Origin of the sequence: Microbacterium sp. MYb45, assembly GCF_002979655.1 — a bacterium.
In the GTDB taxonomy this organism is placed as follows: domain Bacteria; phylum Actinomycetota; class Actinomycetes; order Actinomycetales; family Microbacteriaceae; genus Microbacterium.
In genome coordinates this window covers 256,207-271,194 of the sequence record NZ_PCPG01000003.1, presented here as the reverse complement: position 1 = coordinate 271,194, position 14,988 = coordinate 256,207, and the positions used below count along the sequence as shown (strand labels likewise).

Genomic DNA, 14,988 nt, shown 5'->3' with positions numbered 1-14,988 from the left:
CGCCGATCCCGCCGACCGCGCTCAGAGATCGGGGGCGGCGTTCCACGCGTCGACGAACTCCTGCGCCTCGTCGCCCCCACCCTTCACGAGGTTCGGGTGGAGCTTGCCGGTGACTGTGAACGCGTACGCGGGACGATCGGTCTCCGGCGCCCACCTCGTCGACGCGAAGATCTCGGCTTCCTGTTCCCGCAGCGCGGCAAGTTTGATCGCCGGGGCCAGTGCTGCAGCGTCGACGTCGTGGTCGAGCACGACATCGAGCTCCCGCGGCCCCAGCGCGACGGAGCGCACCCCCTCGGCATCGGCGAGTCCGAGCGCACGATCGAAGTTCGCGACGTATCCGTCCTCGCTCATGGTCTTCGCCGTGACGCGCGAGCCCGGCTCGTCCTCCTTCAACACGAAGAGCTGTAGGGAGTTGAACGCCTGGAGGTCCGGCGTCGCGAGAAGGGCCTGCTGCACGGTCGCGGCCGTCTCGGCATCGGTCGTGGTCACCGAAAGATGTAGAGCGCGCGGCCCATGAGTGCCGATCGAAGCGCCTACGACACCGGCGATCGGCGTGAGGATCGCATCGAGTCTGGCGCCGAGCTCCTGCTGAAGCGCCGGAGCGGTCATGATCCCGCTGGAGAGGCTGACACGGAGCCGCGCCTCGCCCGACGTCAAGGCGTCGACGGCGGGCGCGGCCGCAGCGGCACCCTCGGCCGTGCGCATCCGCAGCGCGAGCGAGTCGTCGTCGAGCGTGTACTTCTGGATCGGAGCGACGGCGGCCGCCGCCGCGACCGTCTCGACCGCGGTCTTCAGCGCCGCCGGATCCTGCGTCTCGATCGACGAACGCTCGTGCACGTCCGAGACCTTGATCGACACCCCGTCCGTGAGCGGACCGGCCGCCGCCGCATCCGCCAGCGGCTCGATCGTCGCGGTCGGGTCGACCCCTGCTTCGGCGACCGCCTCGACGCCCAGCGAATCGTCGGACGACCAGACGCGACCCTGCAGGATGCCGTCGACTCCGGCCAGCTCCCCCACCGCTTGTGCGAGCTCGGCGACCTCGTCGTCGTCCCCGGCGACCGTCCACTGCCAGGCACCGGTGCGCACCTTGAGCACCACGTCATCATCGGTCACGGACTCGGCGAGGTCGTCCAATCGCCCAGCGGTCTCGGGGAGATCCGCGGGCGCGACCGAGTCGGAGAGCGAGATCAGGTAGCTGCCGTCCTCCGCCTTCTCGATCGAGGAGACGGCCGGATCCTTCGCGACCTGCTCCTCGAGGTCTTCGCTCTTCCGCGTGCACCCGGCGAGCGCCGTCACGGCGATCACCCCACCCAGCAGCAGAGCGACACCACGAACGATCCCCCGGTTTCGACGCATTACTCCATCGTATGCACAAACGCGTGAGCCGCCGATGGGCACAACTCCCCATTCGGTTTCGTGCTCGTGCTCGCGCTCGCCGTGCGCGTCGAGTGCACGGCTTCGCGCCGAACGCACGGCTTCTTCACGCGGGTACGCCGTGCACTCGGCAGCATCCCGTGCACTCGACGCGCACAACGCGGGGCGCGGACACAACGCGGGGCGCGGACACGACAGAGGCCCCGGACCGCGGAAGCGGGACGGGACCTCTGGTGAGCGAGACTCAGGCGGTGAGGTCGGCCGCGGTCGGCACGCGACCGGCGATCTCCTCGATCACGTCGTCGTCGAGGCGCGCGTTCTCGAACGGCGCGTCGATCTCGGCGCGGTCGAGCAGCTCGGTCATGCGACGCTGACGCTGACGCGTGATCAGCGTGACGACACGACCCGAACGACCCGCGCGGCCGGTACGGCCCGAGCGGTGCAGGTACGTCTTGTACTCGTCGGGAGCGTCGGCCTGGACGACCAGGTCGATGTCGTCGACGTGGATGCCGCGGGCGGCGACATCCGTGGCGACGAGCACGTTCACGCGACCCGAGGTCAGGCGCTCGAGGTTGCGCGTGCGCTTGGCCTGGTTCAGGTCGCCGTGCAGCGAGACGGCCGGGATGCCGGCGTCGTCGAACTGCTCGGCGAGCATGTCGGCATAGGCACGCGTGCGGGCGAAGACCAGCGTCTTGCCGGCACGGTCGACGAGCGACGTGAGGATGTCGGCCTTGTCGCGGTGCTCGATCACGAGCACGCGGTGCTCGATCGTGCTGGAGTCCTGGTCTTCACCGGCGACCTCGTACACGGCCGGGTCGACGAGGAACTCGTCGACGAGAGCCGCGACCTCGCGGTCGAGCGTGGCCGAGAACAGCAGCTTCTGGCTGCCGTCTGCGGTGTGACGCAGGATGCGCTGCACGGGCTCGACGAATCCGAGCTCGCACATGTGGTCGGCCTCGTCGAGCACCGCGATGCGGCAGTCCGAGAGGTCGAGCTTGCCCTGGTTGATGAGGTCTTCGACGCGACCGGGGGTGCCGATCACGATGTCGACGCCCTTCTTCAGCGCACCGACCTGGCGACCCTGCGGGACACCACCGTAGATCTGCGTGGTGAAGAGGCCGACGCTGCGGGCGATCGGCTGGATCGTGCGGTCGATCTGCAGCGCGAGCTCGCGCGTCGGAGCGAGAATGATCGCGCGCGGCGACCGTCCGAACTCACGGCGCTTGCCGGCCTGCGACTGCAGCACGCGCTCGACGAGCGGCGCACCGAAGGCGATGGTCTTGCCCGAGCCGGTGCGACCGCGGGCGAGCACGTCGCGCCCGGCGAGGACGGCCGGGATGCTGGCGGCCTGGATCGGGAACGGCGTCGCCGCGCCCATGCCGACGAGGGTGTCGACGATGTTCGAGCCGAGACCGAGGTCGCCGAAGGTCACACCGTCGACCTCGACGGCTGCGACGGACTTCGCCTCGAGGCGCTCGTGCACGACGTCGTCGCCCGGAGTGAACTTCGCTCCGGTCGACTCGGGCCGGCTGGTGGCGTTCCAGTCGTTGCGGCTCGGGCGCTCGTTGCGCGCCGGACGCCCACGGGTGTCGGAGGTCAGCGGGCGCGGACGCTCGGTGCGGTACGCGCCACCGGTCGACGGACGCGAACGCTCGTCACGGCCGCCCTCGTACGAGCGCTGCGTGCGGTCGCGGTCGAAGGCCCGACGGGCGCGGTCGGCGTCGTACGAACGCTCGCCGCCGCGGTCGGCGCCACGGTCGTTGCTGCGGGCACGGTCGCCGCCGCGGTCGTCACGACGCGGACGCTCGTCGCGGTCGAACCGGGGGCGCTCGGTGCCACGGTCACTGTTGAACCGGGGGCGCTCGGCACCACGGTCGCTGTTGAACCGGGGACGCTCGCCACCACGGCGGTCGTCGCGGACCGGACGCCCGCCATCGCGGTGGTCGTTGTCGCGGAAGCCCTGACGCTGGGTGCCGGCGCCACGGTCGTCACGACGCGAGCGGTCGTCGCGGTCGAAGCGGGGGCGGTCGCCGCCGCGCTCGTCGCGGTAGGTTCCGGGACCGGTCGGGCGCTGACCGGTCGGACGCTGTCCGCCACGGTCATCCCGACGCGGACGGTCGTCGAAACGGCCGCCGGCGCTGGGCCGGTCGTTGTAGCGAGGACGCTCGGAGCGCTCGTCGTTGCGGTGGTGCGGTGCCTCGCGGCGTCCGGACTCGGCGCGGTTGCGGATGCCCCGGGCCTCGTCGCGGCCGGCACGCTCGGAAGCGTTCCAGCGCTGCTTGGGCGCGCCCGACTCGGCCTCGGCCGGGCGGTAGCCGCGGTGACCGGCACTGCGGCTGCCGGGACGACGGTCGTAGCCGCCGGCGGCGGGGGCGGAGCGGCGGTCGCCGGCATCCGCGCGGGCACCACGCTCGTCGCGCGCACCGTCACGGGCGGGGCCGCCGTTGTGGCGGTCGTGGAAGGAGGTCTTCTTGGCGCCGTAGCGCGGCTCGAAGTTGGCGGCGGGACGTCCGCCGCGGGGCTTCTTGTTCTTGGGCATTGCGTTGTCTTTCTGTGTTCTCGCACGAGAACAGCGCCGCGCACACGCGCGAGCACCCTGCGCGTGGTCGGATGCGACCAGCGGGGTTCCGGACTGTCAGCGGCCGGGGCCATTCATGTGATGGTTGATTAGCGTCGAGCGACGCTCACCATCGGCCCCTGGACTCACACTTCACACACATAAAACGTCCGCGCCAACGCGCGGGTGTCCGAAGCCGACCGCACAAGTGTAGCCGACGCGCCTGAGAGAGTGCCGACGCGGGGGTGGCCGTACGATGTCGAAGTGACTTCCGCATCCCCCACCGGCGCCCAGATCATCCTCCGACTCGGCGATGCGACCGCCCAGATCGCGCAGGTCGGCGCGTCTCTGCGGTCGCTGCGCCTCGGCGGCGTCGACCTCGTCCCTCCATACCCGCTCGATCAGCCGACGCCCGCCTGTTCCGGCGTGGTCCTCGCCCCGTGGCCGAACCGCGTGCGCGACGGTCGGTGGGATGACGACGGAACCCCGCGCCTGCTCGCGATCACCGAGCCGAAGCTGAACAATGCGAGTCACGGCCTGCTGCGCTTCACGGCGTACGAGGTGTCGCACACCGACGCCGAAGCCGTGCTGCGGGCGACGATCGTGCCCCAGACCGGCTACCCGTACCTGATCGAGACCGCCGTGACCTACACGCTCACGCCCGACGGCATCGAGGTCACGCACACGCTCACCAACCGCTCGGCGACGCCCGCACCGGTCGCCCTCGGCACGCATCCCTTCGTGACGATCGGCGACGTCGACCCGCATGACCTGGTGCTGCGTGTCCCCGCGGAGACGGCGTTCACGACCGACGAGCGGATGCTCCCCACCGGCACCCGTCCCGCCGAAGCCACCCTGCGCGACGGGGCGCGGCTGGGCGACGTCACCCTCGACACCGGGTTCACCGACCTCGCTCGCGACGCCGACGGCCGAGTGCGGCACTCGCTCACGGCACCCGACGGCCGCCGCGTGACCCTGTGGCAGGGCGAGGGCTTCGACTACGTGCAGGTGTACACGACGCCCGCCTACCCGGGGCAGAGCCTCGCGGTCGCGATCGAGCCGATGACCGCGCCCGCCGATGCGCTGAACAGCGGCCTCGGCATCCGTCGTCTCGCGCCCGGCGAGACCTGGACCCTGCACTGGGGCATCGCCCTCGGCTGATCTGTTCCGACTCGTCGCAGGGTCGGGCCGTTCACAACTCCTCAATAACCGAGCCGAAAGGCCCCGGATCGCGCATGTGGATGCGGATCCGGGGCCTTTCTGCGGAGTTGTGAACAGCTGGCGGGCGAGACCGCACGCCCGCCGGACGGGAACTACTCCCCGCGGTCGCGCAGCTCGCGCCGCGTGAGCTGCGGCGCGTGCGGCAGGCCGGACGCGTCGATCAGCACCGATCCGGCCGGAGCCACCGCGGCACCGGACGTGTCGGGGTCGACGGGAGCATCCGGCTTCGGCGCTCCGCCGGCATCCGATCCTCCGGCCTTCCGTGCGGCCCGCCGCTCCCTGGCACCCTCGACGAGGTTGTAGAGGGTGGGCAGCACGATCAGCGTCAGCACGGTCGAGGAGAGCAGGCCGCCGATCACGACGATCGCCAGCGGCTGCGAGATGAACCCGCCGTGACCGGTGATGCCGAGAGCCATCGGCGTCAGCGCGAGGATCGTGGCGAGTGCGGTCATGAGGATCGGCCGCAGACGCTTCTCGCCACCGGCCTTCACCGCCTCGATGGTCGACAGACCCTTCTCCCGGTACTGGTTCACGAGGTCGACGAGCACGATCGCGTTCGTCACCACGATGCCGATGAGCATCAGCACACCGATCAGCGAGGCGACACCGAGCGGCACACCCGTGACGATCTGCAGCAGGATCGCGCCGGTCGCCGCGAACGGCACCGAGACGAGCAGCAGCAGCGGCTGGCGCAGCGACTTGAACACCGCGACCATCACCACGTAGACGATCAGGATCGCCGCGAGCATCGCGAGTCCGAGCTGCGAGAACGAGTCGGCCTGCTGCGAGGCGACACCGCCGACCTCGGCGGAGGCTCCGTCGGGCAGGTCGGCCGCGGCGAGCGCCTCGGTCACCGACTGCGTGGCGGTGGCGAGGTTGTCGGATGCCGGCGGCACGGTGACCGTCGATGTCCGGCGCCCCTGCTCGGTCGTGATCGAGGTGGGGCCGTTGCGCTGCTCGACCGTCGCGATGTCCTGCAGCTGCACGACGCCGAGCGGGGTCGGGATCGCGAGCTCCTTGAGGGCCTGGACAGTGGTCGGCGGCTCCGGCGTGACGATGTAGATGGTCAGCGCGGTGTCGTCGATCTCGACCGATCCGGCCTGCTGCGGACGCATGGTGTTCGAGACGATCGAGCCGACCGCGACCTCGGAGAGACCGCGCTGGGCGGCTGCATCCCGGTCGACGACCACGGCGATGTACGGCAGCGAGGCGGCGAGGTTGTCGGTCACCTGGCCGACGCCGTCGCGTCCGTCGAGCTCCTCGACGACCGAGGTGGTCGCGGTCTGCAGGTCGTCGGCGTTGGATGCCGTGACCGTGATCTCGATGTCGCTCGAGCCGAAGCCGGCGGATGCCGCGACCGACACCTCGCCCACGTCGTCGCCGAGTCCGTCGATCGCGTCCTGCACGTCGGCGCGCAGCTTCTCCTGGTCGGCGTCGCCGTCGGTGAGCACCGAGTAGGTGACACCCGCTCCGCCCGAGAACGCGTCGCTGAGGGCCGAGCCGCTGGTGCCGATCGAGGCCTGCACGTGCTCGATGCCGTCGATGCCGAGGAGTGCGTCCTCGACCTCGACCGCGGCATCCGACTTCGCCTGCAGGCTCGCGGTCGGGCCGAGGTCCTGCGTGACGGTCATGGTGTTCTGGCCGGAGTCGCTCAGGAAGTTGATCTTCATGAGCGGTGCGGCGGCGAGCGTGGCGCCGAGCACCACGACGGCGAGGATCACCGTGACACCGGAGTGCTTCAGAGTCCAGCCGAGGATCGGCCGGTAGACGCGCTGCAGCTGCGTGGGCGGAGCATCCGGGTGCTCCGGGTCGATGACGTTGCCATGCTCGTCGACGAGCTCCTTGCCCGGCTTCAGGAACCAGTACGCGAGCACCGGGACGATGGTGAGGGCGACCAGGAGCGAGGCGACCATGGCGATGGTCACGGTCATGGCGAACGGTCGGAACAGCTCGCCGACCATGTCGCCGACGAAGACGATCGGCAGGAACACCGCGACTGTCGTGATCGTGGATGCCGTGATCGCCATGGCGACCTCGCGCACGGCGAGGCGGATCGCATCACCCTTGTCGGCATCGCCGACGTAGTGACGTTTGATGTTCTCGATCACCACGATGGAGTCGTCGACCACGCGGCCGATCGCGATCGTGAGCGCACCGAGGGTCAGCACGTTGAGCGAGTAGCCGAACGCCTGCAGCCCGATGAAGGTGATGAGCACGCTGGTCGGGATCGAGATGGCGGTGACGAGCGTGGAGCGGATCGACATCAGGAACACGAGGATCACGATCACCGCGAACACCAGGCCGAGCAGGCCCTCGGTCGCCAGCGTCTCGATCGACTGCACGATGAACGGCGCCTGGTCGAAGATGATCGTGAAATCGGCGTCGGGGAAGGCGTCGCTGATCGTGTCGAGCGCGGCGATCACGCCGTTCGACACCTCCACGGTGTTCGCGGCGGGGAGCTTGGTGATCGAGATCGAGAGCGCGTCCTTGCCGTCGACGCGCGAGATCGAGGTGACCGGGTCGGACTCCTGCACGACCGTGGCGACATCACCGATGGTCGAGGTGGTACCGACGAGCGGGAGTGCCGCGATCTCTTCGACCGAGGTGATCTTCGCTCCGGTCTGCACCGTGAGCGTCTGACCGTTCTCGGTGATGTCCCCGCCGGGGAAGAGCGTGCCGTTCTGCTGCAGCGCATTGCTGATCGCCTGCGTGCTCTGGCCTTCGGCGGCGAGCTTGGCGGGGTCGGGCGTGATGCTGATGCGCTGCCCGACACCGCCGACGATCTCGGCGGCGTTCACGCCATCGACGTCTTCCAGCTCGGGGATCGCGACGGATTCGAGCTCGGCCTGCGCGTTGTCGGCATCCTCGAATCCGGTGACGGCCACCTGGATCACCGGGAAGTCGTCGATGGAGACAGACAGCACCTGCGGGGCCACGTCTTCCGGCAGCTGCGAGGAGACGCGGTTGATCGCCTGCTGGATCTTCTGCTCGGCGGTGGCGAGGTTGGTGCCGTAGGCGAACATCGCCTGCACGATCGAGGCGTTCGTGGTGCTGGTGGCCGTGGTCGACTCCAACCCCGGCACGCCCTGGATCGCCGACTCGATCGGCGTCGACACGTCGTTCTCGACCACCTCCGGCGAGGCACCGGGGTACGTCGTCATCACGACGAGCGCCGGCAGCTCGAGCGAAGGGATCAGCTCCTGCTTGAGGTTGGTGAGCGCGAGCCCGCCGAACACCGCCGCGACGATGGTGATCAGGGCGATGAGCGCGCGGTTCTTGAGGCTCAGGATGGCGAGTTTCGACAAGGCGGTTTCCTCGGTGTCAGGGTGTGGCTGTCGCTGCGGAGGGAGTGGAGACGGAATCTCCGAGGATCCGCGCCAGTGCGGTCTCGATGAAGGACTGTTCGAGATGGGCGTCGCGGATCTGCATGCTCCACATGACGCCGTCGATGAAGATCATCGCCGCTCGGGCGCGGTCTTCGCCATAGGTCGGCTCGAGAAGTTCTACGAGCCGGTCGGAGAGATGACGTGCGAGCTCGCGCAGCCGGGGGTCGTGCACGGCCGCGGTGACCACGGCGCGGTCGGCCTGCACGGCGTGGTGGTCGTCGAGGCTCTCGAACACGAGCGCGGCGATCACGGCGGGGCTGTCCCCGCGGTCGGCGATCGTCTGCCGGACGCCGTCGAGGCGCGCATCGACCTCGTCGGCGAGCGCGCGGAAGGCGGCCGAGCGGAGGTCATCGAGGGTGTCGAAGTACTGGGTGGTCGCGCCGAGGGGAACGCCCGCGCGGGCGGCGACCTTGCGATGGGTGACGGCCTCGGCGCCCACTTCGACGATGAGCTCGGCGGCCGCGGTCACGATCTCGCGACGGCGCGCTTCAGGGTCACGTCGACGACGCGACCCATCACCCATCCGAACCCCCTGGACATCCGTACATGTACGTTTGTACATTTCCGGATTGTGAGGACGCTGGGAGCGGTCAGAACAACGAGCCGACGGCCAGCCCGAGACCCGCGGCGAGCAGGCCGAGCAGCAGCATCCCGACGGCATTGAAGACGGATGCCGGGCGCTCGCCGTCGCGCCACAGGGCGACCGTGTCGAGCATCGCGGTGCTGAAGGTCGTATAGCCGCCGAGCAGGCCGGCACCGAGGAGGAACGCGGCATCCGGCAGTGCGGTCGTGACGATGCCCAGCGCGAAGGATCCGGAGAGGTTCACCAGCAGGATCCCCCACGGGAACCGCCGACCGGCCAGCCGTGCGACGCCGAGGTCGACGAGGTATCGCAGCACCGCGCCGACTCCCCCGGCGAGCGCAGCGCCGACGAACAGCAGCGGGCTCACGATGCCGCTCCGGCGCGCGGGCGGGCGATGCGCAGCCCGAGAGCTGCCGCGCCGAGTCCGAGCACGAGACTCCCCGCGGCATAGGCGAACGCGAGCACGGGAGCATCCGCCCACAGCTGCACGCTCCCCGTCATGAACGCGCTGTACGTCGTGAAGCCGCCCAGCACCCCGGTGCCGAGCAGCAGTCGCAGATCCGTGGATGCGGGAATCCGCGCGGCCAGCACACCGATCAGCAGGGCACCGACCACGTTCGCGACGAGCACCGCGACGGGTACACCGCCGGCGTCCGGGAGAGCGAGCCCCAGGCCGAGCCGTGCCGCCGTGCCCACTGTGCCGCCGGCGGCGACGAGGAGGATGCGGCGGAGGGTCACGTCGCCACTGTAGTCGCGCGTGACAGTGCGCCGCGGCGATGTCAAGGGCGTGGATGCCGGGCACCGCACGCCGTTGACTGTGCGCATGACCCCTCTGTGGAAGCTCGAGAAGTCGCTGCCGACCGGATCGCCCTTCGAGGAGGGTGTGCGACACGACGTCGTGGTCGTCGGCGCCGGCATCACCGGCCTCACGACGGCCGTCATGCTCACCCGGGCCGGGCTCGATGTGGCCGTGATCGACGCGGGTGGCATCGCCGAGCTCGCGACCGGCGCGAACACCGGCAAGCTGTCGCTCCTGCAGGGGTCACGGCTCGCGGCGATCCGGCGCCACCACCCGGCGTCGCTCGTGCGCGCGTACGTCGACGCCAACAGGTCGGGGATGGAGTGGCTGACCGCCTTCGCCGAGAGCGCGGACGTGCCGTTCACCCGCCACACCGACCATTCCTACGCGCAGGGGCCCGACGGCGCAGGAGACGTGCGCGACCAGCACGACGCTGCCCGCGAGGCCGGGCTGCCGACACGGTTGCTCACGGCCACGACGGTGCCGTCGACGCCGTTCCCGGTGGCCGCCGCCGTGGCCCTCGACGATCAGATCGCGATCGACCCGGTCGCCGTGACGGTCGCGCTCGCCCACGAGCTGCTGAGTGCGGGCGGCACGCTGCACATCGGCGTCCGCGCCACCGGCACCCGCGCGCTGCCCGGTCGCGTCGACACCACGGCGGGGCCCATCTTCGCCGACCACATCGTGCTCGCGACCGGCACCCCGATCACCGACCGCGGGCTGTACTTCGCCAAGACGCACGGGCTGCGGTCGTACTGCGTATCGTTCCGGGTGCCGGGCGATGTGCCCGCGGGGATGTTCCTCTCGGTCGACGGCCCGACCCGCTCGGTCCGTCCGGTGAGCGCGGCCGACGGGCCCGGGGGCGAGGCTCAGCTCGTCGTCGGAGGCAACGGCCACCCGGTCGGCAGGTCCGACAGCGAGAAGGCCGAGGTCGACGACCTCGTCGCCTGGACGCAGCTGCACTTCCCCGGCGCCGAGGAGACGCATCGGTGGTCGGCGCAGGACTACGAGTCGCACAACCTGATCCCGTTCGTCGGTGCGATGCCCCGCGGTCTCGGCCGCATCCGGTTCGCGACGGGCTACGCCAAGTGGGGGCTGTCGAACGCCCCGGCTGCCGCACAGCGTCTGACCGCCGAGATCCTCGGCACGCCGTGGCGTGACCGGCCGACCTGGATGACGACCATCGGCACGCGTATGACCATGCCCGCCGACCTCGGGCGCGGAGCCGTCGAGGGTGGGAAGGTCGCGGCCGCGCTCGCCGGCGGATGGGCGGATGCCGAGAGCCGCTCGGTCCCCGTCGCGAAGCCTGCCGAGGGCGAGGGTGTGGTGGCGAACCGGGGCGGTCGTCCGGTCGGCGTCTCGACGGTCCACGGCGTGACGCGCGCGGTCGGCGCGGTGTGCACGCACATGGGCGGCGTGCTCGAGTGGAACGATGCCGAGTGCACGTGGGACTGCCCGCTGCACGCCTCGCGGTTCGCGGCGGACGGCACCCGCATCGAGGGTCCGGCGGTGAAGGACCTCAGTCGCCTGCCACGCTCGGGCCGGGAGTGACCGGGCCGGTCGTCGGGCCGTCGTCCCACCCCTCCTGCGGCGTGTCTCCGTTCTCGCGGAACACGTACTGCGACACGAGCTTGCGCTGGCTGCTCGACCAGTCGATCGCGGGTCGGCGCTGCTCGGGCGGCAGGTAGCCCAGCCGGTAGACGGCCATGAGCTCGAGGTCGTCGGGCACCCGCAGCAGCTCGACGATCTCGTCCCAACGCCCCGGAACTTCCATCGGGAAGGAGATGAACTGGATGCCCATGCCGAGCTCGACCGTCGTGAGCCAGATGTTCTCCATCGCCGCGCCCATGCTGAACACCGAGTAGAACGACGACAGCTGCCCCGGCCGGTACTCGCTGCGATCGAGCATGACGCCGATCAGCAGCGGTGACCCCGCGACGAGCTTGCGGTTCTCGGAGCCGAGGGTCTTGGGCACCCCGAACGTGTTCATGAGCGTCTGGCCGCGCTTGGTGAACACCTGGCTCGTGAACGGGCGGAGGGCGGCGGGCAGCTTGTCGAACAGCATCCCGCTGCGCTTCTCTTCCATCTCGGCCTGGCTGAAGCGGAAGTACGGCTTGTAGCGCTCGAAGAACGTGCCGTTCGACATCGCCTCGGTCATGCTCTCGCCCGAGATGCGGGCGATCTGCTCGATGGTGTCGCGGCTCTCGATCACGACGAACCGCCACGGCTGGCTGTTCAACTGCGAGGGCGCGCGGCCCGCGGCTTCGAGGAGGATGCGCTGATGCTCCTCCGACACCGGGTCGGGCAGGAACGGCCCGTTCGTGGTCTTGCGGCGGCGGATGGCGTCGAGCAGTTCCATGCGGTCACTTCCGGTCGGCGGGGCGGAGCGAGACGACGAGTCCCGCGACGATGAAGGGGGCCGCGGCGAGCGCGACGAGTGGATGCCGGCGGCCGTGGCTGCCGAGGTACGGGATCGCGGCGAGGGGGCCCGCCGCGGGGAGCAGTGCGAGGGCGGCTCGGCGACCGGAGGTGCGGGGGCCGCGGGACCAGCCGACCGCGACAGCCGCGGCGACGGTGGCGCAGGTGGCGATGTAGAGCGCATGATGCAGCCAGCGGAAGCGGCTGGTGTCGATGAGCCGGGCGGCGACCGAGGCGCCGAGTGCACAGTTCGCGGTGTAGGCGGTGGTCGCGACGAGGAACATCGGCGATGCGTCCCTGTCCTTGTGCCGCCGACTCATGGCACGACCCTACGCCCGCCCCCGCGCCAGGGGCTCCCCCTTGCACCCCGACCCGCCGTTCGCTAGGCCCGGATACGCCGGGAGGGGCGTTTCGTCTCGCTCCGCTCGCTCAACGACCGCAGTCGTCGCGGCCGTTGAGCGAGGAGCGCGAACGCCCCCCACCCGGTCGTTGAGCGAGGAGCGCAGCGACGAGACGAAACGCCCCCACTCGCTAGAGGTTCGCCTCCGCATAGATGCGGAGCGCGTCGCGGACGAACTCCGCGCCGTGGGTGCCGCCGGACGACGTCGCGTAATTCGCGCCGAAGCGCGGATCCGCGACGTACATCTCGCCGAGCCCGATCACGTACGCCTTGACGTCGCCGCCGGGGACGGCCGCGGGCGTACCCGGGATGCCCGTGAGCCACTCCACGTGGCGTCGCGCGACGTCCTGAGCCTCGGCGGATGCCGGGTCGATGCCGCTTTCCGCCGCGGCGATCCAGTCGCGTCCGAGGTCGGACACGCGCTGCTGCCAGTCGGCGCGCTCGGCATCCGTCATCCCCCGCCACCAGCGGTCGCTGTCGGCGTAGGCCTTCTTGCCCCAACGATCCTCGACCTCCTCCTTGTACTGGGTGTGGTCGAAGCCGTCGAACATGTTCTCTGCCATGAGGTTCTCACCTCCTCTCAATGCTGTGATGGTCGATTCGACCGACGCGATCTGCCGCGCCAGCCGGGCTTGCTCCTCGCGCAGCAGCGCGAGATGGGTCTCGAGGGCGGGTGCTTCGCCGCGCTCGCGTTCGAGCACCTCCGCGATCTGCGGCAGCCCGAGTCCGAGCTCTCGCAGCAGGAGGATGCGCTGCAAGCGCACGAGCGCCTGTCCGTCGTAGTGCCGGTAGCCGTTGCTCGCGATGCGCGAAGGCGGCAGCAGTCCGATGTCGTCGTAGTGCCGCAGCGTGCGACTCGTGGTTCCCGCCAGCCGCGCGATCTCCTGGATGGACCAGTCGTCCCGTTCCATGTCGCCTTCTTCCTGTTCGATATCTCGACTCTAGAAGTTGACGTCGCGTCAAGGTCAAGCGGGAGTTCGCGCCCTCGCGCTCCCGCCCCTCGCTACTCCTTCTCGAGTGCACGGCTTACCGACGAATGCACGGACTGTCTACGCCGGCAAGCCGTGCATTCGACAGCTTCCCGTGCACTCGGAGCGGCGACGGTGGTGCATGGAACGCTGACCGTCAAACCATCCAAGGTCGAAGCTGCAACTGGCGCTCAACCCTGAGATACGCCAGACACGAACATGAATCCGCCGAAAGCCACGATGATCACGCCGACAACGAGGACATGGACTTTCGCCGAAGGCCCTCGTACGGCGTCATCGGCCACCGGCTCTCCAAAGAACATCTTCAGTGCGCCGTGGATCATCGCAGGAATTACTCGATGTAGTGCGATAGCAACGAGTCCTAGGATGACGACAACGATGGCGACAATCGCTTGATTCGGCATCAGCGCCACCTCCCTGGAAGCTCCCGTTCAAGATAGCGGAGCCACCGCTGCCGCAAGGGCCTAGTCCAGCTGTGACAGTGCAATCTTGTACGTCGGCATTACTCGCATCTCTGAGATGCGCAAGAACCGGATCTTCTCTTCACCCGTGCTGTAACGAAGAGCGGGCCGAAAAGGCATCAGAAGCAGAAACGCAATGAAGTTCCAGTCGTACCAGCAGATCGCCTGACCCAGCGTTGCTTTCTGAGCCCACGAGTGGATGAGCAGCCACGCCACGGTTGAGAACGGAATCAGGAACCAGAGAACGAATCCGCGGACGATCAGCAGCAGCATTCCGGAGATGCCGGCAACGATCTTCATCGCTGTCCTCCTGCGGAAGACAACTGCATCGTCGTGTCGCTCCATAGCGTCCCGCGAGCTCTCCGTGCAGCGGTAGTCGTGGAGCCATCATCGTCTACTCAGGCTGCCGTCTCGTGATCACCGATCGTTCTAGTTGTCGAGGACGCAGAACAGGTTCGAAATCACAAGACGGAAGTCCGCACCTTGGCTACGGACTAAGCCTCTGAACGATTCCGACGATCCCTACCGTCACCATGGCAATCCCGAGGATGACTATGAAACCTCCCACGACGCCCATCATGAATGGCGTCTGACGCCCAGCCGAAGCGCGCGCGATACGTGGACCGAGCAATTTCTTCTGAGAATCGTAAATAAACTCGTTGAGCGTCTTGCGACGCCACACCACGAGAGACCCCATGCAGATCACGAGTATCCCCACGATCAGGTTGGGGACAATCACATCGATGGACACCATGCCTGCCACCCAATTCCTACGTCAGTGAAGCAACCCGTACGACCAC

General features: G+C 69.2%; 14 protein-coding genes. 2 read left to right on the top strand and 12 right to left on the bottom strand.

What is annotated here, in order from left to right; all coding sequences use genetic code 11:
- Window positions 1-21: 21 nt before the first annotated feature.
- Together CQ034_RS09095 and CQ034_RS09090 are read right to left on the bottom strand one after the other, a co-directional pair.
- Window positions 22-1,356: a hypothetical protein gene (locus CQ034_RS09095; protein WP_105710783.1), complete on the bottom strand. Its 1,335-nt coding sequence runs from the start codon at window positions 1,354-1,356 to the stop codon at window positions 22-24.
- Between the two features lie 262 nt (window positions 1,357-1,618).
- A complete protein-coding gene (locus CQ034_RS09090; RefSeq protein WP_105710782.1) occupies window positions 1,619-3,913 on the bottom strand; it encodes a DEAD/DEAH box helicase in 2,295 nt (764 codons plus the stop codon).
- 282 nt (window positions 3,914-4,195) lie between these two features.
- On the opposite strand from CQ034_RS09090, the gene CQ034_RS09085 reads away from it, so the two are divergent.
- Window positions 4,196-5,092, top strand: coding sequence for an aldose 1-epimerase family protein (locus CQ034_RS09085; RefSeq protein ID WP_105710781.1), 897 nt, complete (start codon window positions 4,196-4,198; stop codon window positions 5,090-5,092).
- Window positions 5,093-5,244: 152 nt separating this feature from the next.
- Here CQ034_RS09085 and CQ034_RS09080 read toward each other — a convergent pair whose 3' ends face one another.
- The 4 genes from CQ034_RS09080 to CQ034_RS09065 form a co-directional block, all read right to left on the bottom strand.
- Window positions 5,245-8,457 (bottom strand): efflux RND transporter permease subunit, encoded by a 3,213-nt coding sequence (locus tag CQ034_RS09080; protein WP_105710780.1) that lies wholly within the window; start codon window positions 8,455-8,457, stop codon window positions 5,245-5,247.
- Between the two features lie 16 nt (window positions 8,458-8,473).
- On the bottom strand, window positions 8,474-9,061 hold the full coding sequence (locus tag CQ034_RS09075) for a TetR/AcrR family transcriptional regulator (protein WP_105710779.1): 588 nt from the start codon (window positions 9,059-9,061) through the stop codon (window positions 8,474-8,476).
- 67 nt (window positions 9,062-9,128) lie between these two features.
- On the bottom strand, window positions 9,129-9,488 hold the full coding sequence (locus CQ034_RS09070; RefSeq protein ID WP_105710778.1) for a CrcB family protein: 360 nt from the start codon (window positions 9,486-9,488) through the stop codon (window positions 9,129-9,131).
- Window positions 9,485-9,859, bottom strand: coding sequence for a CrcB family protein (locus CQ034_RS09065; RefSeq protein WP_258134154.1), 375 nt, complete (start codon window positions 9,857-9,859; stop codon window positions 9,485-9,487). The genes CQ034_RS09070 and CQ034_RS09065 overlap by 4 nt, the downstream gene beginning before the upstream one ends.
- An 85-nt stretch (window positions 9,860-9,944) precedes the next feature.
- Between CQ034_RS09065 and CQ034_RS09060 the strand changes: the two genes are divergently transcribed.
- Complete coding sequence (locus tag CQ034_RS09060) at window positions 9,945-11,471, top strand: FAD-dependent oxidoreductase (RefSeq protein ID WP_105710776.1); 1,527 nt, start codon at window positions 9,945-9,947, stop codon at window positions 11,469-11,471.
- Here the strand turns inward: CQ034_RS09060 and CQ034_RS09055 are convergent.
- The 6 genes from CQ034_RS09055 to CQ034_RS09035 all read right to left on the bottom strand — a co-directional run bounded on the left by CQ034_RS09055 (window position 11,440) and on the right by CQ034_RS09035 (window position 14,951).
- A complete protein-coding gene (locus tag CQ034_RS09055) occupies window positions 11,440-12,279 on the bottom strand; it encodes a nitroreductase family protein (protein ID WP_105710775.1) in 840 nt (279 codons plus the stop codon). The two genes, CQ034_RS09060 and CQ034_RS09055, sit on opposite strands and share 32 nt — an antisense overlap.
- Before the next feature lie 4 nt (window positions 12,280-12,283).
- A complete protein-coding gene (locus CQ034_RS09050; protein WP_181156262.1) occupies window positions 12,284-12,658 on the bottom strand; it encodes a hypothetical protein in 375 nt (124 codons plus the stop codon).
- Window positions 12,659-12,869: 211 nt separating this feature from the next.
- Window positions 12,870-13,649, bottom strand: coding sequence for a MerR family transcriptional regulator (locus CQ034_RS09045; protein ID WP_105710773.1), 780 nt, complete (start codon window positions 13,647-13,649; stop codon window positions 12,870-12,872).
- Window positions 13,650-13,897: 248 nt separating this feature from the next.
- Window positions 13,898-14,131: a hypothetical protein gene (locus CQ034_RS19425; protein ID WP_146114825.1), complete on the bottom strand. Its 234-nt coding sequence runs from the start codon at window positions 14,129-14,131 to the stop codon at window positions 13,898-13,900.
- 60 nt (window positions 14,132-14,191) lie between these two features.
- Window positions 14,192-14,488 (bottom strand): hypothetical protein, encoded by a 297-nt coding sequence (locus CQ034_RS09040; RefSeq protein ID WP_105710772.1) that lies wholly within the window; start codon window positions 14,486-14,488, stop codon window positions 14,192-14,194.
- A gap of 187 nt (window positions 14,489-14,675) precedes the next feature.
- Window positions 14,676-14,951 carry a hypothetical protein gene (locus CQ034_RS09035; RefSeq protein WP_146114824.1) on the bottom strand — a complete coding sequence of 92 codons (276 nt, stop codon included), beginning with the start codon at window positions 14,949-14,951 and terminating at the stop codon, window positions 14,676-14,678.
- Window positions 14,952-14,988 lie beyond the last annotated feature (37 nt).

Coding starts and splice junctions, on each gene's coding strand:
- CQ034_RS09095 (WP_105710783.1), bottom strand. CDS start 1,356: ATGCGTCGAAACCGGGGGATCGTTCGTGGTGTCGCTCTGCTGCTGGGT.
- CQ034_RS09050 (WP_181156262.1), bottom strand. CDS start 12,658: ATGAGTCGGCGGCACAAGGACAGGGACGCATCGCCGATGTTCCTCGTC.
- CQ034_RS09090 (WP_105710782.1), bottom strand. CDS start 3,913: ATGCCCAAGAACAAGAAGCCCCGCGGCGGACGTCCCGCCGCCAACTTC.
- CQ034_RS19425 (WP_146114825.1), bottom strand. CDS start 14,131: ATGCCGAATCAAGCGATTGTCGCCATCGTTGTCGTCATCCTAGGACTC.
- CQ034_RS09055 (WP_105710775.1), bottom strand. CDS start 12,279: ATGGAACTGCTCGACGCCATCCGCCGCCGCAAGACCACGAACGGGCCG.
- CQ034_RS09040 (WP_105710772.1), bottom strand. CDS start 14,488: ATGAAGATCGTTGCCGGCATCTCCGGAATGCTGCTGCTGATCGTCCGC.
- CQ034_RS09060 (WP_105710776.1), top strand. CDS start 9,945: ATGACCCCTCTGTGGAAGCTCGAGAAGTCGCTGCCGACCGGATCGCCC.
- CQ034_RS09075 (WP_105710779.1), bottom strand. CDS start 9,061: ATGGGTGATGGGTCGCGTCGTCGACGTGACCCTGAAGCGCGCCGTCGC.
- CQ034_RS09045 (WP_105710773.1), bottom strand. CDS start 13,649: ATGGAACGGGACGACTGGTCCATCCAGGAGATCGCGCGGCTGGCGGGA.